We start from the raw sequence: 22,465 nt of genomic DNA on the forward strand, positions 1-22,465 counted from the left end.
CATCCGTTTTCGTGAGAATCTCCGTCGAATTCGTTCGCACTGACCGGACCGCTGCCGTTCATTCGGCGGCAACCCGGCGCTGCGACAGTATCGGGATGACTGCCGAGCGACCTCAGAGCATCGCCATCGTGGGCCACTATGTGCGGCTCGAACCTCTTACCCGGGCGCTACTGCCGGAGTTGCACGGCGCGATTGCGCATCCGCTGGTCTTCGACGGTGGTTTCGGCGGTGGCCCGGGCGGGCTCCGCACGGATCTGGCCGAGTTCACGGACTGGGCGGATGCCTACGTGCACTGGGCGGGACTGCCCTACGCGGTGCGCCTCGTCGGCGGCGCGCACGGCGGTGATCTCGTGGGCATGTCCACCCTCGGCGACCTGCACCTGGAGCACGAGTCGGCGCATGTCGGCTGGACCGCCTACGACCCCCGGGTCTGGGGCACTGCTGTCAACGCGGAGACGAAACTGCTGCTGCTCGGGCTGGCCTTTGACCACGGGTTCGGGCGGGTGAAGATCCAGGCGGATGTGATGAACGTTCGGTCCTGCGCGGCCATCGCGGGCCTCGGGGCCACGTATGAGGGGATCATCCGCCGGGAGCGGCGCCGAGCCGACGGCAGTTGGCGGGACACCGTGATCTACTCGATCCTCGACAGCGAGTGGCCCCGAGTGCGGGCCGGGCTGCGGGCGCGGCTCGACGGATACGGCGCGCGGTCGGTGCAGTACCGGGTGCGGCCGTTCGAGACGAGTGACGTGGCGTGACGGCGTCGCGGGGTCGGACAGGGCGCGTGGCGTGACGGCGTCGCGTCGTCTGACAGGGCGCGTGGCGTGACGGCGTCGCGTGGCGTGACAGGGCACGGCCGGCCCGTGCCGGCGCCCGGTTCCGCGCCCCATCGGCTCAGCGCCCGAACGAATTCGACGGAGATTTTGCTCCCCGGAGGCGAAAACCGGCCCGCGGCATCCGTTCTCGTGAACATCTCCGTCGAATTCGTTCACGGGCGGCGGCGGGTTTCGGCCGTGGCAGACGGGCACGGTCGGTACGGGCGCGGGGTGTCGGCGGGGCGCGGTACAGTCGGCAGGTGACAGACGCTCCCGCCGCCGGCCGAACGCTGGTCACCCTCCAGTTCCTGGGCATGGGCGTCATCTGGGGAGCCAGCTTTCTATTCATGAAGATCGCCCTCGAGGGGGTCACATTCGGCCAGGTCGCGTGGTCCCGGCTGGTGCTCGGCGGGCTCACGCTCGGCCTGATCGTGCTGGTCAGCCGTCCACGCGTGGCCAACGGCCCGGTGCTGCCGCGCGAGAAGATCGTCTGGCTGCATTTCCTGGTGATCGCAATCACCGGATGCGTCGTGCCGCACCTTCTGTTCGCGTGGGCCGAGCAATACGTGTCCTCGAGTCTGGCCAGCATCTACAACGCCGTGACGCCGATCATGACCGCGGTGATGGCGACGCTGGCGTTCCGGGTGGAGCGGCTCGCGCGCGGGCAGGTGGCGGGCATCCTCGTGGGCATCGCCGGCGTTGTCGTGATCATCGCGCCGTGGCGTTACGCGGCCCTGACCGGCGACCTCTGGGGCCAGTTCGCCTGCCTGGGCGCTGCGCTCTGCTACGGCTTCACCTTCGGCTACACCCGGCGGTTCCTGAGCGGGCGGCCGATCGCTCCCGCGACCTTCGCGTTCCTGAACATCGGCATCGCCGGGGTGATCATGCTCCTGGCCACCCCTGTGGTGGCGTGGCATCCGGTGGCGCTGACCGCGCCGATCGTGGCCGGGCTGCTCACCCTCGGTGCGCTCGGCACGGGACTGGCCTACATCTGGCACATCAACGTGCTGCGCGCCTGGGGTCCGACGAACGCGTCCACGGTGACGTATGTCACCCCCGTGGTCGGGGTTCTGCTGGGGGTGCTCGTGTTGTCGGAGACCTTCTCCTGGCACGAGCCGGCCGGGGCGGCGCTGGTGCTGCTCGGCATCCTGCTGACCCAGCGGCGGCTGCGGTTGCCAGGGTGGTCGGCGCCCTCGTGGGCGCTGAAGACACGGCGGGCACGGGCTCGGCGGGGTGCTTCGCGGGCGGCTTCGCGGGCGGTTTCGCGGGGCTCGCCCTCGGTGGCTGCCGAGCCATCCGGGTCGGTGACTGAGACATCGGCCGAGTCCTCGGCCGAATCACCCGCAGCGCTGCACGGGTCACCGCGGTAGCCGCGACCGAGACGGCGCCGAACTCGACACTTCCGGCCGAGATCGCGTGCTGTGCCGGGCGAATTCGACCGGAACTGACGTACTCGACGGGAAAGGTTCGGAATGCGGCGGGAACGGATGGCCGCCCCGGGTGGCTGCTCGGGGCATCCGTCGGGGAAGTGCGCCCGAACGCCGCTGGGAGGCAGGCGGGCCGCGCGCGCAGTACGTCCGAAACGGTATCGTCGAACCATGGCTGCACACGAGGAATTGCCCGCCGGCGCGGGTCAGGAAGCGATCGACGAGCTGGGCAGCATCCGTCAGAGCATCGACAATATCGATGCCGCGCTGATCCACCTGCTCGCGGAGCGGTTCAAGTTCACCCAGCAGGTCGGACGGCTCAAGGCCGCGCACGGCCTGCCGCCCGCCGACCCCGAGCGGGAACTGCTGCAGATCCGGCGGCTGCGTGGGCTCGCCGAGGAGGCCCGGCTCGACCCGGCCTTCGCCGAGAAGTTCCTCAACTTCATCATCGCCGAGGTCATCCACCACCACGAGAGAATCGCCGGTACTGAGTCGGCGCACGGTCCCGCGCCTCGGGCCGCGGGCGCGCGAGCGGATGCCGCATCTCCGACTGCCGGCACCGGCACCGCAGCCTCGGACGCGGGGACAGGCACCGCAGACTCGGCGTCGGGCACGGGCACCGCTGCCTCTCGCTCCGATTCATTGGGCCCCGATTCTCACTCGGAGGCGACCGGCCCCGATTCCTCTCCCATCACGTCGCCGGCGGCCTCATGACCGCGCTGACCTCAGCCCGGCCCGTCGCGACCCGCGCCCTCCCGGCCCAGTTCGGCAAGACCTTCGTCGTCACCGGCGCCAACGCCGGACTCGGCTATTTCACGGCCGAGCAGCTCGCCGCCGCGGGCGCCCACGTCGTGCTGGCCTGCCGCAATCCGGCGAAGACGGATGCCGCGCTGGCGGCCATCCGCGCCCGGGTGCCCGGGGCATCCGTGTCGGCGGTGCCGCTGGACCTGAGCGATCTCACCCAGGTGCGCCGGGCCGCGGATGCGCTGCTGGAGTTGCCGCGGATCGACGCACTGATCCTGAACGCGGGCATCGTGCATCCGCCGCGCATGCGCGAGCTGAGTCCCGACGGGCACGAAATCGTCTTCGCGACCAACTACCTCGGCCATTTCGCGCTCACCGCGCGGGTCCTGCCGGCACTGCTGCGCACGCCGGGCAGCCGGGTCGTGGCGCTCGGATCGATGATTTCCCGGCTGCTGGATTCCCCGCTGCTCGACCTGCAGCTGGAGTCCGGCTACAACCGGTGGAAGGCCTACGCGCAGTCGAAGATCGCCATGCAGGTGTTCGGCTTCGAGCTCGATCGACGGCTGCGGGCGGCCGGAGCCGGCGGCACTGACGGGGTGCAAAGCCTCGTCGCTCACCCCGGCTACTCGATTTCAGGGCTGACGCCGGGCATCCGTGGGGTCAATCAGCCGTCGCGGGCGAGCCGGTTCGCCGACAATCTGCAGGCCTTCGGCGCGCAGGGCAAGGATGCCGGCGCCTGGCCCACGGTGAGCGCGGCCGTCGACCCGGATGCCCGTGGCGGCGACTACTACGGCCCGCGCTACCTCACGCGCGGCCTGCCGACGCTGCAGGAGCCCACGCGCACCTCGCTCGACCCCGCGGTTGCGGAGTCGCTGTGGTCGCGCACGGAGCTGCTCCTCGGCGCCCCCTTCACCGTCTAGCTCGCGCTTCGCCGTCTATCGGACCGCCGTCAGCGCGTGCGCTCGAAACGCCGCCTGCCGACGGGGGATGGCGGCGTTTCAAGCGCACGCGTCCCGCGGATCTGGGCCCGGTGAGTGTCAGGGGATCCAACCGCGATCAAGGAGTGCGGTGCGGATGCGAGCGATTATCGCCTGCGGAAGATGCGATTTGTTGACACGGATGACTCGCCATCCTTCTTCCATCGGCTCGTCCAGGCGGTCGATGTCACGGTGAAACTGTCGTTCGTCTTCGCGGTGCTGCCCGCCGTCATACTCGATGAGAACCTTGTAGCGGCGATACGCGAGATCACCCAATGCCATGAAGGCGCCAAAACGATTGAGTAGTGTCAGATTCACTTCCGGCTCAGGTAGACCGGCCCGCACGATCAGGAGGCGAAGCACTGTTTCCCTGGGAGAATCGGTGCGTGGACGCACCAGGCTGAGGGCCTCGCGCAGGCGACGTGCACCGGGCAATCCGGCCTGTCGTGCCCCGGCTGCGCGTAGTTCTGCCATCGTGGCCGGAGGCCGCTGCCGGTGCACGAGGGAGTCGCCGAGGATGATCAGCTCATCGAGGGTGAGCACCGTCGACAGCTGGACCCACGCATCGACCTCCGAAGCGACGGGGAGGTGTCCCACCTTGACGATGCGCACCCGATCCGGAGGAATGAAATGCCCGCGCACGCCCTTGCCGCTGCGGCGACGGGTCCGAACGCTCGTACCGACATCCACGCTTGACTGCTCCAGGAGCCGGATGGGGAGAGGCAGCCCGTGGAGAAGCGCGGCCGTCGCGTGGCTGAAGAACTGATCTGCCGGCATCCGCACCGCATAGTGCTCGGCGCGGGCGCGCGCTGCTGCCCGGATGCGGGACCACCTGCCGGCTTCGCTGGTGGGATGTGGAGACAGGCTGCGCCCCGCGCGCACGCGCACGCCGTGGAAGGGCCGCGCGAGGTCGCTGCGCCGCAGCCGCCCGGAATTGACTCCCAGCTGATGGGCGTCTGCAACTGAAAACGGTCCATCACCGAGCTCGGGTGGTAACTCAGAAGGCGGCCTCATCGCACGATGATGTCACTCGTCGCCAGTCGCCCGGTGCTCTATCCACAGGCAGCCGCCGACCCGCGGGCCTCGCGCGTGCGCGGAAAGGTCCGCTTTCGGCCGGGCCATGGCGGCCGATTGGCCGCACGCACGGGAGAGACGGGGTCGGTCGGGGGAGCCTCTACTGCGCGAAGCGGGACGGCAGCGTGCTGCGGTGACGCGACTGCAGGTCGGCGAGTGACACCGTGAACTGGTCCTGGATCTCCAGGCTCGCCGAGGTCGAGTCGGTCACGCCGATGCGCAGCACCGGGTAGTTGCGCCCCTCGCACAGGCCGAGGAACTTCACGTCGTCTTCCCGCGGCACCGACACGATCACGCGGCCGGCCGACTCCGAGAACAGGGCGACGGATGCGTCGATCCCGTCGCGCTCGCAGATGTCGCCGAGCCACACGCGGGCTCCGACCCCGAACCGGAGTACGGCTTCGGCGAGGGTCTGGGCGAGCCCGCCCGAGCTGAGGTCGTGCGCACTGTCGACGAGCGCCTCGATCGACGCCGCGTGCAGCAGCCCGGCGAGGGCGGCCTCGCCGGCCAGGTCGACGACCGGCGGCAGCCCGCCCAGGTGGTCGTGGATGACGCCTGCCCAGGCCGAGCCGTCGAGCTCCTCCCGGGTCACGCCGAGCAGGTAGATGTTGTGTCCGTCGTCCTGCCATCCGCTGGGCACACGGCGGGCGACGTCGTCGATCACGCCGAGCACGGCGACCACGGGGGTCGGGAAGATCGGCTGGTCGCCGGTCTGGTTGTAGAAGGACACGTTGCCGCCGGTGACCGGGATCTCGAGGGCCAGGCATCCGTCGGCCAGGCCGTCGACGGTCTGGGAGAACTGCCACATGACCTCGGGGTTCTCCGGCGAACCGAAGTTGAGGCAGTCGCTGATGCCGACCGGCACCGCGCCGGTGACGGCCACGTTGCGGTAGGCCTCGGCGAGGGCCAGCTGGGCTCCGCGGTACGGGTCGAGCTGACAGTAGCGGCCGTTCGCGTCGGTGGCGATGACGAAGCCGAGGCCGGACTCCTCATCGATGCGGATCATGCCCGCGTCGTCGGGGAACGAGAGAGCCGTGTTGCCCATCACGTAGCGGTCGTACTGGTCGGTGATCCAGCTCGGGTCGGCCAGGTTCGGCGATCCGAGCAGGGCGAGGAACTGCTCGCGCAACGCTTCGGGCGAGAGCGGGCGAGGCAGCGCGGAGGCGGTGTCGGCCTGCAGCGCGTCGAGCCAGGTGGGGTAGGCGACCGGGCGGTCGTAGACCGGGCCGTCGACGGCGACGGTGCGCGGGTCGACGTTGACGATCTCTTCGCCGTGCCAGTCGATGATCAGGCGGCCGGAATCGGTGACCTCGCCGAGCACGCTCGTCTCGACATCCCACTTGGCGGTCACCGCGAGGAAGCCGGCGAGCTTCTCGGGGGTGACGACGGCCATCATGCGCTCCTGGCTCTCGCTCATCAGGATCTCTTCGGCCGTCAGGGTGGGGTCGCGCAGCAGCACCCTGTCGAGCTCGATGAACATGCCGCCGTCGCCGTTGGAGGCCAGCTCGCTGGTGGCGCAGGAGATTCCCGCGGCGCCCAGGTCCTGGATGCCCTCGACGAGCTTCTCGCGGTAGAGCTCGAGGCAGCACTCGATCAGCACCTTCTCGGCGAACGGGTCGCCGACCTGCACGGCGGGCCGCTTGGTGGGGCCGCCCTCAGAGAAGGTGTCCGAGGCGAGAATGGATGCTCCGCCGATGCCGTCACCGCCGGTGCGGGCTCCGAAGAGCACGACCTGGTTGCCCGCGCCGGTGGCGTTGGCGAGGTGGAGGTCTTCGTGACGCAGCACGCCCACGGAGAGTGCGTTGACGAGGGGGTTGCCCTGGTAGACCCGGTCGAACCAGGTCTCGCCGCCGATGTTGGGCAAGCCGAGGCAGTTGCCGTAGAAGGAGATGCCGGAGACGACGCCGTGCACGACGCGGGCCGTGTCTGGATCGTCGATGTCCCCGAATCGCAGCGCGTCCATCACGGCGACCGGGCGGGCGCCCATCGAGATGATGTCGCGCACGATGCCGCCGACGCCGGTTGCGGCACCCTGGAACGGCTCGATGTAGGAGGGGTGGTTGTGCGACTCGATCTTGAACGTGACCGCCCAGCCCTCGCCGACATCCAGCACGCCGGCGTTCTCGCCCATGCCGACCATGAGATTCTTCTTCATGGCGGGGGAGACCTTCTCGCCGAACGAGCGCAGGTACTTCTTCGAGCTCTTGTAGGAGCAGTGCTCGCTCCACATCACCGAGTACATGGCGAGCTCGCCGCTCGTGGGGCGGCGGCCGAGGATCTGGCGGATCTCCGCGTACTCGCCCGGCGTCAGCCCCAGCGCGTCGAACGGCTGCTCCTTCTCCGGCGTCGCAATCGCGTTCGCAACGGTGTCCGCAATGCCGCGGGAGGGTGTGGTGGTAACAGCGGTCACGAGTGGCGTTCTCCCAGAGATAACGGATGCTTGACCCGGTCAGTCTACCCGCCGGGCTGTTCCCCGCCCCAGCCCACGGGTGCGTTCATCGCGCCGCGATGTACAGCTGGATCGCGATCTGGCCGCTGTCGCAGTTCGCCGCGTGCGCCGGACGGTCGAGGCCGGACAACCTCGATCCTGGCTGAGCGGTCGGGGCGCAGCAGTCAGGCGCCGCCACCGGGCGGGCCCAGCGACAGCATCACCGTGAACACGGCGACCAGTCCAACCACCAGAACGGAGGCCAGCAGGATCGGCCTCGCCAGGCCGATGCGCAGAAGCCGGCTCGCCAGGGTGTGGTCGCGGGGGTCGCTGGTGGCCTTGCGGCGCCAGTCGCCCTCAAGCAGGGTGCGCCGCTCGAGCCAGCGGTCGAAGGGGATCGTGGCATACGGAACCACCGCGGTGGCCACTGCGAGCAGCATCAGCCGGAGCCGCCAGTGCTGGTTGACCCCCACGAGCACCGCGGTGATCCCATAGGCCAGGAACACCAGCCCGTGCACGAAGCCGCCGACCCGAACCGCTCCGTCGCCGAACTCGCCGGGAGCGAACACGTACTTGAGCAGCATCGCCGTGATCAGGATGGTCCAGGTGATCGCCTCGGCGATCGACAGGGAGCGGTAGAGCAGTCGGGGTGACACGGGCAACACTCCAGGAGGCGGGGAACAGGATGAATGGGGAACTTCGATCTTCGCAGGGTTGCAGGGCGCGCCGCATCGGCCGAGAGGATGACTCGGTGGATCAGCAGGTCAGCACCGGTTCGCTCGGCGGCTTCGGCTGTGGGGTGGGGCCGTCGCGCCGAGGGCCCTCAGCCGACTGTGCGAGTCTGAAGGAATGACGTACCTTCCCGCAGAAACCCGTTACGACTCCATGCCCTACCGCCGCACCGGACGCAGCGGACTCAAACTGCCTGCGATCTCGCTTGGCCTCTGGCAGAACTTCGGCGGCACCGCGCCGATGGAGACGCAGCGCGCCATCCTGTGCCGAGCCTTCGACCTGGGCGTCACGCACTTCGACCTGGCCAACAACTACGGACCGCCCAAGGGCAGCGCCGAGAGCAACTTCGGCGTGCACCTCGCGCAGGACTTCGCCCCGCACCGCGACGAGCTGGTCATCTCGACCAAGGCCGGGTACGACATGTGGTCGGGCCCGTACGGCAACTTCGGCTCGCGCAAGTACCTGCTGTCCAGCCTCGACCAGTCCCTCGGCCGGATGGGCCTGGACTACGTCGACATCTTCTACTCCCACCGGGCCGATCCGGACACGCCGCTCGAAGAGACCATGGGTGCGCTGCACACGGCTGTCACAAGCGGGCGGGCGCTGTACGCCGGCATCTCGTCGTACTCGCCCGAGCGCACCCGGCAGGCCGCCGCGATCCTCGCCGAGATGGGCACGCCGCTGCTGATCCATCAGCCCTCCTACTCGATGTTCAACCGCTGGGTCGAAGACGGACTGCTCGACACCCTCGACGACCTCGGCGTCGGCTGCATCGCCTTCTCCCCGCTGGCCCAGGGGCTGCTCACCGACCGCTACCTGAACGGGGTGCCCGAGGGCTCCCGCGCCTCGCAGGCCGGTTCGATGAGTCGTGACATGGTGAACGATGCGACGGTGGGGCGCATCCGTGCCCTGACCGAGATCGCGGATGCCCGCGGCCAGTCGCTCGCCCAGCTCGCCCTGTCCTGGGTGCTGCGACGCGACACCGTCACCTCGGCGCTCGTCGGCGCCTCGTCGGTGAAGCAGCTGGAGTCGAACATCGCCGCGATCGACAACCTCGCGTTCACGGCGGGAGAGATCGCCGCGATCGACGAGCAAGCCGTCGACATGGGCATCAACCTGTGGGAGCCGTCCAGCGCCGTCTAGGCTGACGGACCCGGACCCGGACCCGGACCCGCACCCGCACCCGGCCCGGGGCCGGGTCCGATCCTGGCCCGGGTCTGGTCCGCGCGCCGGCCGGTGCGACGACCGTTCCGGTGGTGGCCGGAGATCTCTCCTCGACAGTCCTTAAAAGCAGATATATCCTTTTAAATCATCGCAAGATGAAATCGAGGAGGCTGCTAGTGGCAAGAATGAATGTAGAAGTGGAACTCGACAAGGGTGAGGTGACGAAATACCGCCGGCACGAGAACGGGCGTGGACTGGTGTCGCCTGGGGCCCAGGTGAACCCGAGTGCCTATGTTTCGAGCGCAACCTATGTCGAGAGTGACGCCCAGGTCGGGCCCGAATCGTGGATCGGGCAGGGCAGCTGGATCGACCACGGGGCGATCATCGGCGCACGGGTCTTCGTTGGAGCGAACGTTCACGTCGGGGCCGATGCGATCGTCGGAAACGAGGCGCGCCTGGCCAGCAATACGCAGATCGGCCGCGGGGCCTTCATCGCCGACGGCGCGGTCATCGATCACGAAATCGCGGTTCCGGATTTCACCGACGTCAGTGCACGGCCGTCGGCCCGAGCACGCACCGTCCCACCGGGGGGCCTGTCGGCGGCACCCGGTATCGACCGGGCCGGATGGCGACGAGCCTGGGGTGCTCGGCGCAGGCCGTCCACTACAACCGAGTTGCTGGTCTTTCACCGACACGAGATGAATACTTAACGGATGCCGCACCACCAGTCATCGAGCTATCGCACGCTCGCGTCGTTCAGCAGGATCACTCTGCTTCACCACCTGATGCAGCGCGGAACCATGACCGTGGGCGATCTGGCCGAGGCGGCCGAGCTCCACCACAACACCACCCGGGAGCACCTGCAGCGCTTGATCAGAGACGGTTTCGTCACCTGGGAGGTGGAGCACCGAGAGGCCAAGGGGCGCCCGCGCATCCTGTACACCGCCGCCAGCGGCGCCGACTCCCGTGACGGCTGTATCAGGGAAGCCCAGGCGCAGGCATCAGAGCTACGCGGCGACCAGGTGCGCCAGATGCTCCCGATCGAGGCGGTTCTGCATTCGCCCCTGCAGCGCCAGATCGACGCCCTGGACGACCACCTCGACCAGACCGGATTCGACGCAAAACTCGCCGCTGACGGCAGGCACGTCCACCTGCACGAATGCCCCTACAGCGAGATGGCTCGAGTGCACCCGGAAGTCTGCCGCGTGCACTTCGGTTTGCTCCGGGGGATACTCGAACAGACCGACGGGCCGCTCAGTGCCGACGCACTCCACCCGTTCGTCGAGCGGAACACCTGCACGCTCGAAATCAGCCGCACGGACTATGAACCGCTGCCCCCGGAACGCGACCCTGCTGTGGCGGTGGGCGCCGACGGGGCGTCATCGGCCTGAGGTGCAGTCGTTTCGGCCAGCTGGATGAGGGCCAGCGCGGACCGAGCCTGAACCGTGGCCTCGGCCTCGGTCACCGGGCCGAGCAGCCCGAGCAACCGCCGCCGGTAGTCTTCGCCGAGCAGTAGGGCGTAGAGCGATTCGGCATGGGCGGCCGCGGCCTCACCGTGCTCGGCCCGAAGGTGATCCGCGAGGCGCGCGACGTGCCGCATGTCACCGTTGTCGTGCAGCCGTCGGGCGAGTTCGGGAAACCGCAGCGACTCGGCGATCACGAGGCGGTGCAGTCCGATCATCTGGGCGGAGTGCAATCCGTAGACGATGCGTGCGGCGAGGGACTCCAGCGTCTCCGGGTGCAGAGGCTCGCCGCTGACGTTCTTGGCGAGCCTCTGCTGCATCTCGGTGAAGACGCCGTCCTTGTTGCCGAAGTAGGTGTAGATGGTGCGTTTGGTGACGCGGGCCGCGGCGGCAATCCGGTCCACCGTCGCGTTGCCGAAGCCGTATTCGAGGAAGACCGGCAAGGCCGCGTCGAGGATCTGACCTCGACGTTCGATGCGCCCCTCCTCCGTGGGCCGGCCGAGCTTGCGGACCGGGCTCGCTGTGGTTGCCGGCTCCATGGTCCGCCCTTCGGATCTGCGAAAAAGGTTTACGGCAAACGTACTCTCGGATGTAGAATGAAACTAATTCGTATCATTAAAATTCGATGCGACTCTTCGATCCCCGGCCTCATGAAGGCCGAGCAGGGAGTTCTTTCATGTCAACCCGACCGCGAACAGCCGTGGCGACCAAGTCCCGACCATCCACTGCCTCGGGTCGATCGACCCCTGACGCACAACCCGTCGTCTTGCCGGCTGATCGGGAGCGCCTGACCGGTTTCTACCGGCAGATGATGCTCATCCGCCGGTTCGAAGAGCGAGCAGCCCGCGCCTACACGCAGGCGCTGATCGGCGGCTACTGCCACCTGAATCTCGGTGAGGAGGCTGCGGTCGTCGGTCTCATGTCCGCGCTGCGCCCGAGCGATTACCTCTTCACCAACTACCGCGAGCACGGCTACGCGATCACCCGCGGCATCCACCCCAACCGGGTGATGGCCGAGCTGTACGGCCGCTCCGACGGGGTGTCCAAGGGGTGGGGCGGCTCCATGCACATGTTCGACCTCGAGAAGCGGATGCTGGGCGGCTACGGCATCGTCGGCGGTCAGATCCCGTTGGCGACGGGCGCAGCCCTGGCCATCGACTACCGCGACGGGGACGAGATCGTGTTGTGCACGATGGGCGATGGCACCACGAATATCGGGGCCTTTCACGAGTCGCTGAACATCGCGGCTCTCTGGAACCTGCCGATCGTCTACGTCATCATCAACAACAGGCTGGGAATGGCGACGACCGTCGACAGGGCGTCGGCCGAACCGGACCTCTACAAGCGGGCATCCGCCTACCGGATGGCGTCGGATCGCGTCGATGGGCTCGACCCCGTCGCCGTGTTCGAGGCAGCCCAGCGCGCCGTCGCGATGGCTCGCAGCGGCAAGCCCTTCCTGCTCGAGGTCGTGACGGAACGACTTCGTGGACACTCCGTGGTCGACCCGGCCAAGTACCGCTCCGACGAGGAGATGGCCCTGGTCACGGAGAGAGACCCGGTGCACACCTTCGCCGCCATGCTGGTCGCCGACGGCCTGCTCGACGAGCAGGAACTGGCGAAGATCGACGCGGAGGCAACCCTTCAGGCGACCGAGGCGGCGGCCTTCGCCGAGAATAGTCCGTTCCCGGACGTGTCGACCCTGTTCGACTACACCTATGCCACCCCCGTGGCCAATGACTCCCATCGGTTGCCCGGGCAGCCCCTGTTCGAGCCGGCGCCGATCCCCGACTACGGAGTCAACCGATGAGCATCATGACCTATCGTCAGGCCCTGCACGACACGCTGCGTTCCGAGATGCTGCGGGACGAGAACGTGTTCCTGATGGGCGAGGAGATCGGCCTCTTCGAGGGCGCGTACAAGATCACCGCGGGCATGCTCGACGAGTTCGGCGAGAAGCGCGTGCGGGACACCTCGATCGCCGAAGAGGGCTTCACCGGCGCCGCCATCGGCGCCGCGATGCTCGGGCTTCGCCCCGTGGTCGAGATCATGACCATCAACTTCTCCCTGCTCGCGCTCGACCAGATCGTGAACCACGCCGCCAAGATCTACGGCATGTTCGGCGGACAGGCCAGAGTGCCCCTCGTCATCCGCACGCCCGGCGGCGGCGGACAGCAGCTGGGAGCGACCCACTCGCAGAACATCGAACTCTTCTACGCCTTCGTCCCCGGGATGAAGGTCGTCGCGCCCAGCACGCCGGCCGACGCCAAGGCGCTACTGATCGCGGCGATCCGGGACGATGACCCCGTTCTCTTCCTGGAGAACCTCTCCCTCTACAACGTCAAGGGCGAGGTGCCCGACGGCGACGTTCCGGCAGAAATCGGCAAGGCCGCCGTCACGCGCACGGGCCGCGACATCACCCTGATCGGCTATTCACGGATGGCCCACGTCGCGTTTCAGGTGGCGCAGCAGCTCGCGGAATCGGACGGCCTCGACATCGAGGTCATCGACCTGCGCAGCCTGCGTCCGCTCGACCGCGAAACGGTTGTCGAGTCCGTCAAAAAGACGCACGCCGCCGTCATCCTCGAGGATGACTGGCTGACCTATGGGATCGGCGCCGAAATCGCGGCCACGATCTCCGACGGCGCCTTCGACTACCTGGACGCACCCGTTCGACGCGTCGCCATGGCCGAGGTGCCGCTGCCGTACTCAAAACCGCTGGAGACGGCCGCGTTGCCGTCGGCGGAGGACGTCATCGGCGCCATCCGTCAGACCCTCGACGCCGTCGGTCGCCGCCGCTACCCGATGGGTGAAAAATCATGATCGAAATCACAATGCCCCGTCTCTCCGACACGATGGAGGAAGGCGCGATCGCGATCTGGCACAAGCAGCCCGGTGACCGGGTCGAGGTCGGTGACCTGCTCGTCGAGATCGAGACCGACAAGGCCACGATGGAATACGAGGCCTACGAGGCCGGAACGCTGTCCGAGCAGCTCGTGCCCGAGGGGAAACTGGTCTCCATCGGCGTTCCCATCGCGCTCCTGGACGACGGCGAGCCGAGCGCCGCGCCGGCGGCGGCGGCGACGCCGGCCGACGCTGCTGACGCACCTGCTGCTGCCGCGAGCCCGGCTGCCGCCCCGGCGGCCGAGGCTACCTCCGCGAGCCCGGCACCGGTGGCCGATCCGGCACCGGCATCGTCTCCGGCCGCCGAAAATGTCGTCGAGACTAACGCCGGGATTAACGCCGGAACCGGTGAGCGTCTCTTCGCCTCACCGCTGGTGCGCAAGCTCGCACGGGAAAACCACCTCGACCTGAGCCAGGTGCGCGGCACGGGACCCGGCGGGCGCATCATCCGCTCGGATACCGACGCCCTGCTCTCGCAGGCGACCGCACCCGACTCCGCCGCCGCGCCCAGCGTGCCCGTGGCCTCTCCCGTCGCCACGCCGGCTGCCGTGGCATCACCGGACACCGTCGACAAGCGCGCATCCGAGGCTGTCCCACTGAGTAACATGCGCCGCATCATCGCGCGGCGGCTGGGTGAGAGCGCCCGCACCGTCCCGCACTTCTTCGTCACCGGAGCGGCGGATGCCGAGAACCTGGTGCAGCTGCGCACCGAGTTGAACGCGCAGCTCGTTCTGGCCGGTCGGCCGAAGGTGAGCATCAACGACCTGCTGATTCGGGCGAGCGCGCTCGCCCTGCGCGAGCACCCCGAGGTCAACGCGTCCTACATCGACGATTCGAGCGGCGAGATGTTGGTGCACCACCGGGTCAACATCGGTGTGGCCGTCGCCTCGGGCCACGGCCTCGTTGTTCCCGTGATCGAGGACGCGGACCAGAAGACGGTCAGCCGGCTCGGCACGGAGGCCAAGCACCTCGTCGGCCTGGCCAATGCCAAGAAGCTCACAGCCGGTCAGATGTCGGGCGGCACGTTCACCATCAGCAACCTCGGCATGTTCGGGGTGGAGCAGTTCACCGCGATCATCAACCCGCCCGAAGGGGCGATCCTGGCCGTCGGCGGCACCGCGCGCGAGGCGGTCGTGGTCGGGGACGAGATCGTCGCCCGTCACCGGATGCGCTACACCCTGTCCGCCGACCACCGGATCATCGACGGCGCCGTGGCTGCGCGGTTCCTGCAGACGCTGACCCGTCTGATCGAGAACCCGTGGACGATCATCGCCTGATCACCCGGCACGCCTGATCTCGGCGAGGGGAGTCGGTCTCGCGAGGGTGCCCGTTCCGGTCGAGAGTGACCTGAGGAACGGGCACCCTGCGGTGAGCGGATGCTGCTACGCGCTGACCAGCATCCGTTCGATCACGGAGGTGAAGAAGGTGATCCCGTCGGTGCCGCTGCGCATGGCGTCGTCGGTGTCGGGGCCGAAGCCGGGCTCGACCGCGTGCTCGGGGTGCGGCATCAGGCCGACGACGTTACCGCGCGCATTGCTGATGCCGGCAATGTCGTTGAGGGAACCGTTCGGGTTCATGCCGACGTAGCGCACGACCACGCGGCCCTCACCCTCGAGGCGCTCGAGCGTGTCGGCGGAGGCGATGAAGCCGCCCTCGCCGTTCTTGAGCGGGATGGTGATCTCCTGGCCGGCCGCGAAACCGCCGGTCCAGTCGGTGAGGGCGTTCTCGACGCGCAACCCCTGGTCGCGACAGATGAACGAGCCGTGGTCGTTGCGGATCAGGCCACCCTCGAGAAGGTGCGCCTCGGTCAGCATCTGGAAACCGTTGCAGATGCCGAGCACGGGCATGCCACCGTTCGCAGCGCTGATGACCTCGGCCATGATCGGCGAGAGGCTCGCGATGGCGCCGCAGCGCAGGTAGTCGCCGTAGCTGAACCCGCCGGGCAGCACGAGCGCGTCGACGTCGTGCAGGTCGTGCTCACCGTGCCAGAGGGCGACAGGCTCGGCGCCGGCCAGACGGATGGCGCGCGCGGCGTCGCGATCGTCGAGCGAACCGGGGAACGTGACGACGCCGATGCGCATCAGTGCGTCTCTCCGGCCGGTGCCTCGAGCACGTGGATGCCGACGACATCCTCGATCACGGAGTTGGAGAGCACGGTGTCGGCGAGTTCCTGCACCTCGGCGAGCACGGCGTCATCGACGTGGCCGTCGACGGTGATCTCGAACCGCTTGCCCAGGCGAACGCTGGTGAACCGGGTCTTGCCGAGGCGACCCAGGGCGCCGGCGACGGCCTTCCCCTGCGGGTCGAGCAGCTCGGCCTTGGGCATAACTTCTACGACGATTGTTGGCATAGCTCACTCCGGAGACGTCGGGGGGTGGATGCCACGATTCTACAGGCCGACCCCCGGGGCCCCGAGCGCACCGGCGGCACCGGCGCCCAGGCCGCTACCGAGACCCGTGCCGTTGCCGCCCGCGAGCCCGCTCTGCCCGAGCAGCACGCCGCGCAGCACGTCCCGGATCGCGGCGACCCCCTCGAAGGTCTCCACGAAGCTCGTGCTCAGCGGGGAGAGGCCGATGCGCAGGGCGTCGGGCGTGCGGAAGTCGGGGATCACGTCGTGCTCCCACAGGATCTGCGTCACCTGCAGCATGGCGGGATGGTTCACGGTCAGGTGACCGCCGCGGTGCGTGGGCTCCCGAGGCGACGATACGGTCACGCCCATCGGCGCGAGCCAGGCGTCCACGAGGGTCAGCGCGAATTCGGTCAGCGCCACTGACTTGGCTCGCAACGAGTCGATGCCGGCCTCCTCGATCATCGCGATCGAATCCTGCATGGCCAGCATCCCGACGATCGGCGGGGTTCCGCTCATGAAACGACGAATGCCGTCGGCCGGCACATACCCCGGGCCCATCGTGAAGACATCCTTCGTTCCCATCCAGCCTTGAATCGGCTGGGTGAGCACGTCCTGCAGGTCGCGGCGCACATAGGCGAACGCGGGGGCGCCGGGGCCGCCGTTCAGGTATTTGTAGGAGCAGCCGACGGCCAGGTCCACGTCGCACAGGTCGAGCTCGACCACCACGGAGCCGACCGAGTGGCTGAGGTCCCAGAGCACGAGGCCGCCCGCGGCGTGCACCACCGTGGTGATCGCGCGCATGTCGGCGAGGAACCCGGAGCGGTAGGCAACGTGACTGAGCAGCACGAGCGCGGTCTGCGGGCCCACGGCCTGCCGCACCTGCTCCACGGTGACGCCGCTCGCGGGGTCGGAGTGGATCCAGCGGAGCGTCATGCCTCGTTCGGCCGCGACGCCCTCGAGCAGGTAGCGGTCGGTGGGGAAGTTGTCGGTGTCGAGCACGATCTCGGTGCGCATCGGTTCCGTGTCGACTCGGAGGTAGTCGACTGCCGCCCGCGCCAGCTTGTAGAGCAGCACGGTGGTGGAGTCGCCGACGAAGACCTGGCCGGGTCCGGCTCCGAGGGCGGCGCGGCCGATGTCGTCGCCGATCTTCAGCGGCAGGTCCATCCAGGCCTCGTCCCAGCCGCGGATCAGCCGGGTGCCCCAGTCATGGGTGAGGAACTCGGTGATGCGGGCCACGCTGGCACGGAGGGGGCGGCCGAGGGAGTTGCCATCGAGGTAGGCGACGGGGTTCGGGGTATGCCCCGCCGCGCCGGTCGCTCCGGCGGCCGCGGTGGCGGGATCGATGCCGACGAACTGCCGCCGGTAGTGCCCGAGTCCGTCGATGCGGTCCATCCGGCGGGCGAAGGCGAGGTGGGCATCCTGGCTGCCGTTGCCGGCGGGGCTGATGTCGGTGCTGGGGGTCATCTGGATTCCTCGAGGTCGAACGGATGATGGGCAGCGCTCTCGCAGCGATGCGCGCTTCCCGGGGAGTCGCCGACACCGTGCCGCGCTGGAAGTATCCCACCCGCGCGGGGGGCGGCGCGAGTGCGGCCGGGTGCGCGGCTCGGTGTGCGGTCTGCGGTGCGGTCGCCGGCGCGGCAGCGGATGCGCGCCGTGGTGCGGTCAGGCATGCGGTGGGGCGAGGTCGGTCGGGCTGACCGCGCGGGCGGTGCAGAGCCAGCCGCTGAACGCGGACGGGTCGACCGGGCGCTCGCCGCGCAACACGGTGACCAGTCGCCCGCCGACACCCGCCGGGCCGCGCAGCACGGTCCGGAAGCCCCCAAGGTGCTCCATGGTCAGGCTCCCCAGCACGTCGTCGCGGCTCAGCCCGGCGCCGAGCAGCGCATCGATCTCCCGTCGGTTCAGCCCCACCGGCAACGGGCCGTTGCCGAGGTCGGTGCCATAGAGCACCTGCCCGCCGGCGCGGTGGAAGCGGCGCAGATTCTCGACCGCGCGATCGAAGTCATCGGTCGGCTCGCCCCAGCCGTGGATGTCCAGGGTGCTGATCCACGCCATCCGCCCGGCCATAGCCGCGATCAGCTCGTCGTCGAGCCGCTCGCTGAACGGCGTGTGCGCCAGGGCGTCCACCCCGGCTTCGAACGCGCGGAGCGCCTGGCCGGCCCCTTCGGCGTGGGCGAGCACCGGGGCCCCGCGGTCGTGGGCGTGCCGGGTGATGGCAGCGAGCACCTCGGGTGGCAGTACCGGGCCGGCGTCGCCGTTCAGCGTCACCTTGATCACGGATGCCCCGAGCTCCAGCTGGTCATCGACGGCTGCCGCGGCATCCGTGGCCTGGGCCACGAAGCGCACGCTCCCGGCCGGGGCCCAGGACCGTTCGCTCGGGTAGCCGCCCGGCGCGGCGAGGAACGCTCCCGCGAACACGGCTGCCGGCTGCGCTGCACCCGGGGAGCCCTGCGGCGTCCATCCACCGAGGTCGAGCACGCGCGCAATCCCGCCCGCGGTGAGCGGCGCCGGGTCGATCAGCGCGAAGTGCACATGCGCGTCGAGGAAGCCCGGCAGCACGGTGTCACTCACCGGTCTGGTCTCAGGTTCCGAGTTCGGTGCGCACGGCGAACAGCTCGGGGAAGAAGGTCAGCTCGAGCGCCTTCTGCAGGAAGGCCGCGCCGCTCGATCCGCCTGTGCCGGACTTCATGCCGATGATGCGCTGCACGGTCTTGAGGTGCCGGAACCGCCAGAGCTGGAAGTTGTCCTCCAGGTCGACGAGCTCCTCGCAGGCCTCGTAGGCACCCCAGTGCTCGCCCGCGTTCTCGTAGATCCCGCGGAAGGTGGCCACGAGTTCCGGGTGCAGCACCCACGCCTCGGTCACGTCGCGCCCCCGCACGGATGCCGGAATCGCGAACCCCTGCCGGTGCAGGTAGCGCAGGAACTCGTCGTAGATGCTGGGGGCTTCGAGCATCTCGGAGAGGAGCGCGTGGGCATCCGCGTCGCTCTCGAACACGCTCAGCATGCGCCGGTTCTTGTTGCCGAGCGCGAATTCAACGGCCCGGTACTGGTACGACTGGAAGCCGGAGGAGCTGCCCAGGAAGTGCCGGAATTCGGCGTATTCGCTGGGCGTGAGCGTGGCCAGAACCGACCACTGCTCGGTCAGGGTGCGCTGGATGTGCTTGACCCGGGCGATGCATTTGAGAGCCGGGGCGATCTGGTCCTGGCGCAGGAACGCGGTTGCGGCGCGCAGCTCGTGCAGCACGAGCTTGAGCCAGAGCTCGGTGGTCTGGTGCTGGATGATGAACAGAAGCTCGTCGTGGTGCTCGGGCGCGCTGACCGGTTTCTGGGCGCTGAGCAGGGTGTCGAGATCGAGGTAGGAGCCATAGCTCATCCGCTCCCGGAAGTCCGTCACGATCTCGGGATCGAACTCGCGAGTGTTGTACTCGACCGACATGGTGCTCCGTTTCGTTCGGGTGCTGACTGCATTCTGCGGGACAGCCCGGCCCGGCGCAACCGGTGACACCCGCCCGGGGGTCGTGGAGGTTAGCCTCCGCGACGCCAAGGTTCGGGTCCTAGAATCAGGGTCATGACTTCGTCCGAATCGACCCCGCAGGACGGGGCGCAGCCCAGACGGCGTGACGCCCGGCAGAACCGTGAGCGTCTCCTCGTCGAGGCGCGGGCGCTGATCGCCGTGCACGGTGTCGACGCCTCGCTGGAGGAGATCGCCCGCCGCGCTGACGTGGGCGTTGCCACTTTGTACCGCAACTTCCCCACCCGTGACGACCTCGTCCGAGCCCTGCACGACATTTCCCTCGCCGAGCTTTCCTCGGTGCGCGACGAGATCGCCGCCGCCCCCACCGCCTGGGACGGCATCGTCGTCTACACCGAACGCGTTGCCGAATGGTTGGTCGCGGACCCGTCCCTGCCGCCTATCCTCAAACGCATGGAGACGATCGACCCGGCGCGCGGCAAGGTCGCCTCGTTCAAGACGATGCTGTCGGGCCTCGTGACGCAGGCCAAGCGCGACGGCGACCTCCGAACGGATGTCGACACGGTCGACCTCGCGGTCCTCGTCACCATGGTGGGCTCGCTCGGCACCCTCGGCGGCGGTTACACCGGCCAGTGGCGGCGCCAGCTGTCGATCGTTCTCGACGGACTGCGGACCATCGACCGGGACCGACCCAAGCTGCCGGGACGCCCGCTCGGCGCCAAGGAGTACCAGGCGGCGGTGCACGGCCTCAGCCGCCGCGCCACCCGGGCGGCCTCCCGTGGTGCCGGAGCCGCCCCCGGAACCGGCTCCGGCACCGGCTCCGCCGCGGACGCGTAGCCGGCGCCGCCCCCGGAACCGCCTCCGGCGCGGACGCGTAGCCGGCGCCGCCCCCGGAACCGGAACCGGAACCGGAACCGGAACCGGCTCCGCCGCGGACGCGTAGCCGAAGCCTCGGCGTGGTTCTGCGTCGAGTTCACGTGGTGCGCCGGTCGAACTCGACCGGATGTGTCGACCTCGGCGCCGGTCGCGGTGACGCGTGAGGGCAGCCTCGGCTGCCGAGAGTCGCCACTTCTACCGAGAGTCGCCGCCCCAGTGGGTCGCCTCGGCGCAAACGGCGACACTCGGCGGATTCGCGGGCCGCGGGACGGGCGGGCGGACGGGTGGGCGCGGGCCGCGGGACGGGCGGGCGCGGGCCGCCGGGCTACTTCGTACGCACCACGATCTGGTTGCCCCACGGGTCGTCGAAGCCGAGGGTCTGCCCGTCGTGGCGGGTCTGCACGCCGAAGTGGGACATCCGTTCGTTCAGGGCACCGATGTCGTCCGTGCCCGGCAGAATGATGTCGACCTCGCCGAGCCCGAGTGCCAGGCGGCGCTTACCGGCGCCGGCGCTGTTCCAGGTGTTCATCGCCATGTGGTGGTGGTAACCGCCGGCCGAGACGAACAGGGCCTGGCCGCCGAGATTCGCGGTGGCCTCGAAGCCGAGGCGGTCCACGTAGAACTCGCGGGCCGTGCCCACATCGCCGACGGACAGGTGCACGTGCCCGACGATGGCGTTTCCCGTCGACGGATGCGCCTGGCCGTCCCGGGTCAGATGCTCGCCGATGAAGGTGTTCGGGTCGAGGCGGAGGGTGGCCATCTCGACCTGGCCGTGGTTCCAACTCCACTCGGTGCGGTCGCGGTCCCAGTAGAGCTCGATGCCGTTGCCCTCCGGGTCGGTGAAGTAGAAGGCCTGGCTGACCAGGTGATCGGCGCTGCCGGTGAACGATCCCGGATGCGTCGTGCCCACCGAGTAGACGGACGCGGCGAGCTGCGCCTGAGTGTCGAAGAGGATGGCGGTGTGGAACAGCCCGCTGGAGCGGGGCTCGGCGGCGGTCAGCTCCGGGGCGTGCTGCAGGATGACGATCGGCACGGTTCCGCGTCCGAGCACGGCGACCGGGCCCTCGTGGCTCTGCAACTCGAGGGTCACCGCGTCGCGGTAATACGTGATCATGGCGTCGAGGTCACCCACGCGCAGGGTCACCGCGCCCATACCGGTGGACGCGGGCAGCAGGTCGTTCGCGGATCGATTCACACTGGCGTCAACGGATGACCCGGGCCCGGTATTCCGGGTGTCGCGCGCCCGGTCCGGGTATTCCGGGTGTCGCGCGCCCGGTCCGGGTATTCCGGGTGTCGCGCGCCCGGTCCGGGGGCTAACTCAGGAGATATGCTGGTCCGGTCGCGCTCGGGACCCATCCGCCGCGGAAACAGTACGCTTGGTGATGCCGGCGGCCGGGATCTCCTGAGTTAGCCACGGGAGTCGGCCGGAGAAGCGCGGCGGGAGACGGTTCGAGCTCGGAACCCGGTCGGCCCCGGGGGCCCGCTACTGCTCGTCTTCGTGGAGCTGGATCAGGTTGCCGCAGGTGTCGTCGAAGATGACGGAGGTGCCGGAGGCATCCGCGCTGGGGGCTCCGGCGAACTGGACGCCCAGGGTGCGGAGCCGCTCGTACTCGGCCTGCACATCCGGGGTGCCGAAGACGATGGCCGGCAGCCCGAGGCCGCGGAGGCCCTGCGCATACCGAGCGGAGACCTTGTTGTCGTTGGGCTCGAGGAGGAGTCCGACCCCGTCGGGGTCGTCCGGCGACTTCACGACGTAAAGCTGGTGCTCGGGGATGGTCATCAGCTTCTCGAATCCGAGCACGGAGGTGTAGAAGTCGAACGCGGTCGCGGGATCGTTCACGTGGACGCTGCACATCTTGATTCGCATGGCCGGAGCGTATCAGTTTGCCGCGTCGGGCCGCCGGGACGTGACGCCCAGCGACGGTGCGCCGGTCTGCCCAACTGCCGGGATGCGTTCCGACGCCCCGCGCGCCGGGATGCCGCGCGCCGGGATGCCCCGAGCCGGCGCGCCGGGACGCCAAGCCGGCGCGCCGGGACGCCGAGCC

The 22,465-nt window shown here is 69.1% G+C and carries 21 protein-coding genes and 1 pseudogene; 11 read left to right on the plus strand and 11 right to left on the minus strand.

The features are described from left to right. The first annotated feature begins 95 nt into the window (after positions 1-95). The 4 genes and pseudogenes from E3T28_RS16335 (at position 96) to E3T28_RS16350 (ending at position 3,903) form a co-directional block, all read left to right on the plus strand. Positions 96-755 (plus strand): GNAT family N-acetyltransferase, encoded by a 660-nt coding sequence (locus E3T28_RS16335; RefSeq protein WP_134433276.1) that lies wholly within the window; start codon positions 96-98, stop codon positions 753-755. 317 nt (positions 756-1,072) lie between these two features. After that, positions 1,073-2,182: a DMT family transporter gene (locus E3T28_RS16340; RefSeq protein WP_241979407.1), complete on the plus strand. Its 1,110-nt coding sequence runs from the start codon at positions 1,073-1,075 to the stop codon at positions 2,180-2,182. A 228-nt stretch (positions 2,183-2,410) separates the two neighbouring features. Further along, a pseudogene (locus tag E3T28_RS17500) lies at positions 2,411-2,737 on the plus strand (chorismate mutase); the annotation flags it as partial. Positions 2,738-2,949: 212 nt separating this feature from the next. After that, positions 2,950-3,903 carry an SDR family NAD(P)-dependent oxidoreductase gene (locus E3T28_RS16350; protein WP_134433280.1) on the plus strand — a complete coding sequence of 318 codons (954 nt, stop codon included), beginning with the start codon at positions 2,950-2,952 and terminating at the stop codon, positions 3,901-3,903. Between the two features lie 117 nt (positions 3,904-4,020). Here the strand turns inward: E3T28_RS16350 and E3T28_RS16355 are convergent, their stop codons facing one another. The 3 genes from E3T28_RS16355 to E3T28_RS16365 all read right to left on the minus strand — a co-directional run bounded on the left by E3T28_RS16355 (position 4,021) and on the right by E3T28_RS16365 (position 8,118). Further along, positions 4,021-4,737, minus strand: a complete 717-nt coding sequence (locus tag E3T28_RS16355; protein WP_241979408.1) for a hypothetical protein — start codon at positions 4,735-4,737, stop codon at positions 4,021-4,023. 397 nt (positions 4,738-5,134) lie between these two features. Next, positions 5,135-7,444, minus strand: a complete 2,310-nt coding sequence (gene purL, locus E3T28_RS16360) for a phosphoribosylformylglycinamidine synthase subunit PurL (protein WP_134433284.1) — start codon at positions 7,442-7,444, stop codon at positions 5,135-5,137. A gap of 203 nt (positions 7,445-7,647) precedes the next feature. Beyond that, positions 7,648-8,118: a DUF3817 domain-containing protein gene (locus tag E3T28_RS16365; RefSeq protein ID WP_241979409.1), complete on the minus strand. Its 471-nt coding sequence runs from the start codon at positions 8,116-8,118 to the stop codon at positions 7,648-7,650. 193 nt (positions 8,119-8,311) lie between these two features. On the opposite strand from E3T28_RS16365, the gene mgrA reads away from it, so the two are divergent. The 3 genes from mgrA to E3T28_RS16380 all read left to right on the plus strand — a co-directional run bounded on the left by mgrA (position 8,312) and on the right by E3T28_RS16380 (position 10,749). After that, positions 8,312-9,337 carry an L-glyceraldehyde 3-phosphate reductase gene (mgrA, locus tag E3T28_RS16370; RefSeq protein WP_134433288.1) on the plus strand — a complete coding sequence of 342 codons (1,026 nt, stop codon included), beginning with the start codon at positions 8,312-8,314 and terminating at the stop codon, positions 9,335-9,337. A gap of 206 nt (positions 9,338-9,543) precedes the next feature. Continuing rightward, entirely contained in the window at positions 9,544-10,068 is a 525-nt protein-coding gene (locus E3T28_RS16375; RefSeq protein ID WP_241979412.1) for a hypothetical protein, read from the plus strand. Between the two features lie 3 nt (positions 10,069-10,071). After that, entirely contained in the window at positions 10,072-10,749 is a 678-nt protein-coding gene (locus tag E3T28_RS16380) for a helix-turn-helix transcriptional regulator (protein ID WP_134433292.1), read from the plus strand. On the opposite strand, the gene E3T28_RS16385 is transcribed toward E3T28_RS16380, so the two are convergent. Continuing rightward, positions 10,680-11,360 carry a TetR/AcrR family transcriptional regulator gene (locus E3T28_RS16385; RefSeq protein WP_134433294.1) on the minus strand — a complete coding sequence of 227 codons (681 nt, stop codon included), beginning with the start codon at positions 11,358-11,360 and terminating at the stop codon, positions 10,680-10,682. The two genes, E3T28_RS16380 and E3T28_RS16385, sit on opposite strands and share 70 nt — an antisense overlap. 227 nt (positions 11,361-11,587) lie before the next feature. Here E3T28_RS16385 and pdhA point away from each other — a divergent pair, with 227 nt between their 5' ends. The 3 genes from pdhA to E3T28_RS16400 are packed head-to-tail and all read left to right on the plus strand — an operon-like array spanning position 11,588 to position 14,999. Then, complete coding sequence (gene pdhA, locus E3T28_RS16390; RefSeq protein ID WP_241979410.1) at positions 11,588-12,628, plus strand: pyruvate dehydrogenase (acetyl-transferring) E1 component subunit alpha; 1,041 nt, start codon at positions 11,588-11,590, stop codon at positions 12,626-12,628. Next, positions 12,625-13,641, plus strand: a complete 1,017-nt coding sequence (locus E3T28_RS16395; protein ID WP_134433298.1) for an alpha-ketoacid dehydrogenase subunit beta — start codon at positions 12,625-12,627, stop codon at positions 13,639-13,641. The genes pdhA and E3T28_RS16395 overlap by 4 nt, the downstream gene beginning before the upstream one ends. Next, a complete protein-coding gene (locus E3T28_RS16400; protein WP_174844023.1) occupies positions 13,638-14,999 on the plus strand; it encodes a dihydrolipoamide acetyltransferase family protein in 1,362 nt (453 codons plus the stop codon). Before E3T28_RS16395 ends, E3T28_RS16400 begins: the two co-directional genes overlap by 4 nt. Before the next feature lie 105 nt (positions 15,000-15,104). Here E3T28_RS16400 and purQ read toward each other — a convergent pair whose 3' ends face one another. The 5 genes from purQ to kynA all read right to left on the minus strand — a co-directional run bounded on the left by purQ (position 15,105) and on the right by kynA (position 19,508). After that, positions 15,105-15,803, minus strand: a complete 699-nt coding sequence (gene purQ / locus E3T28_RS16405) for a phosphoribosylformylglycinamidine synthase subunit PurQ (protein WP_134433299.1) — start codon at positions 15,801-15,803, stop codon at positions 15,105-15,107. Beyond that, positions 15,803-16,072: a phosphoribosylformylglycinamidine synthase subunit PurS gene (purS, locus tag E3T28_RS16410; RefSeq protein ID WP_134433301.1), complete on the minus strand. Its 270-nt coding sequence runs from the start codon at positions 16,070-16,072 to the stop codon at positions 15,803-15,805. The genes purQ and purS overlap by 1 nt, the downstream gene beginning before the upstream one ends. A 39-nt stretch (positions 16,073-16,111) precedes the next feature. Further along, the gene (locus tag E3T28_RS16415) at positions 16,112-17,536 is read right to left on the minus strand and encodes a kynureninase (RefSeq protein ID WP_134433303.1); all 1,425 of its coding nucleotides are present in this window, start codon (positions 17,534-17,536) and stop codon (positions 16,112-16,114) included. Positions 17,537-17,734: 198 nt separating this feature from the next. After that, positions 17,735-18,643 carry an amidohydrolase family protein gene (locus tag E3T28_RS16420; protein ID WP_134433305.1) on the minus strand — a complete coding sequence of 303 codons (909 nt, stop codon included), beginning with the start codon at positions 18,641-18,643 and terminating at the stop codon, positions 17,735-17,737. A gap of 10 nt (positions 18,644-18,653) precedes the next feature. Next, on the minus strand, positions 18,654-19,508 hold the full coding sequence (gene kynA, locus E3T28_RS16425) for a tryptophan 2,3-dioxygenase (protein WP_134433307.1): 855 nt from the start codon (positions 19,506-19,508) through the stop codon (positions 18,654-18,656). A 132-nt stretch (positions 19,509-19,640) separates the two neighbouring features. On the opposite strand from kynA, the gene E3T28_RS16430 reads away from it, so the two are divergent. Further along, positions 19,641-20,381, plus strand: coding sequence for a TetR/AcrR family transcriptional regulator (locus E3T28_RS16430; RefSeq protein ID WP_134433309.1), 741 nt, complete (start codon positions 19,641-19,643; stop codon positions 20,379-20,381). Between the two features lie 364 nt (positions 20,382-20,745). Here the strand turns inward: E3T28_RS16430 and E3T28_RS16440 are convergent, their stop codons facing one another. Both E3T28_RS16440 and E3T28_RS16445 read right to left on the minus strand, forming a co-directional pair. Then, positions 20,746-21,573 (minus strand): VOC family protein, encoded by an 828-nt coding sequence (locus E3T28_RS16440; RefSeq protein WP_134433325.1) that lies wholly within the window; start codon positions 21,571-21,573, stop codon positions 20,746-20,748. Between the two features lie 330 nt (positions 21,574-21,903). Then, positions 21,904-22,287, minus strand: coding sequence for a VOC family protein (locus E3T28_RS16445; RefSeq protein WP_134433311.1), 384 nt, complete (start codon positions 22,285-22,287; stop codon positions 21,904-21,906). Positions 22,288-22,465 lie beyond the last annotated feature (178 nt).

It is taken from the genome of Cryobacterium sinapicolor, from assembly GCF_004403465.1.
GTDB classification, from domain to species: Bacteria; Actinomycetota; Actinomycetes; order Actinomycetales; family Microbacteriaceae; genus Cryobacterium; species Cryobacterium sinapicolor.

What these genes read in the sequence shown, in the direction of transcription:
- E3T28_RS16335 (WP_134433276.1), top strand. Translation starts at nt 96, where the DNA reads ATGACTGCCGAGCGACCTCAGAGCATCGCCATCGTGGGCCACTATGTG.
- E3T28_RS16350 (WP_134433280.1), top strand. Translation starts at nt 2,950, where the DNA reads ATGACCGCGCTGACCTCAGCCCGGCCCGTCGCGACCCGCGCCCTCCCG.
- E3T28_RS16355 (WP_241979408.1), bottom strand. Translation starts at nt 4,737, where the DNA reads ATGCCGGCAGATCAGTTCTTCAGCCACGCGACGGCCGCGCTTCTCCAC.
- mgrA (WP_134433288.1), top strand. Translation starts at nt 8,312, where the DNA reads ATGACGTACCTTCCCGCAGAAACCCGTTACGACTCCATGCCCTACCGC.
- E3T28_RS16375 (WP_241979412.1), top strand. Translation starts at nt 9,544, where the DNA reads ATGAATGTAGAAGTGGAACTCGACAAGGGTGAGGTGACGAAATACCGC.
- E3T28_RS16380 (WP_134433292.1), top strand. Translation starts at nt 10,072, where the DNA reads ATGCCGCACCACCAGTCATCGAGCTATCGCACGCTCGCGTCGTTCAGC.
- E3T28_RS16385 (WP_134433294.1), bottom strand. Translation starts at nt 11,360, where the DNA reads ATGGAGCCGGCAACCACAGCGAGCCCGGTCCGCAAGCTCGGCCGGCCC.
- E3T28_RS16395 (WP_134433298.1), top strand. Translation starts at nt 12,625, where the DNA reads ATGAGCATCATGACCTATCGTCAGGCCCTGCACGACACGCTGCGTTCC.
- E3T28_RS16400 (WP_174844023.1), top strand. Translation starts at nt 13,638, where the DNA reads ATGATCGAAATCACAATGCCCCGTCTCTCCGACACGATGGAGGAAGGC.
- purQ (WP_134433299.1), bottom strand. Translation starts at nt 15,803, where the DNA reads ATGCGCATCGGCGTCGTCACGTTCCCCGGTTCGCTCGACGATCGCGAC.
- purS (WP_134433301.1), bottom strand. Translation starts at nt 16,072, where the DNA reads ATGCCAACAATCGTCGTAGAAGTTATGCCCAAGGCCGAGCTGCTCGAC.
- E3T28_RS16415 (WP_134433303.1), bottom strand. Translation starts at nt 17,536, where the DNA reads ATGACCCCCAGCACCGACATCAGCCCCGCCGGCAACGGCAGCCAGGAT.
- kynA (WP_134433307.1), bottom strand. Translation starts at nt 19,508, where the DNA reads ATGTCGGTCGAGTACAACACTCGCGAGTTCGATCCCGAGATCGTGACG.
- E3T28_RS16430 (WP_134433309.1), top strand. Translation starts at nt 19,641, where the DNA reads ATGACTTCGTCCGAATCGACCCCGCAGGACGGGGCGCAGCCCAGACGG.
- E3T28_RS16440 (WP_134433325.1), bottom strand. Translation starts at nt 21,573, where the DNA reads ATGGGCGCGGTGACCCTGCGCGTGGGTGACCTCGACGCCATGATCACG.
- E3T28_RS16445 (WP_134433311.1), bottom strand. Translation starts at nt 22,287, where the DNA reads ATGCGAATCAAGATGTGCAGCGTCCACGTGAACGATCCCGCGACCGCG.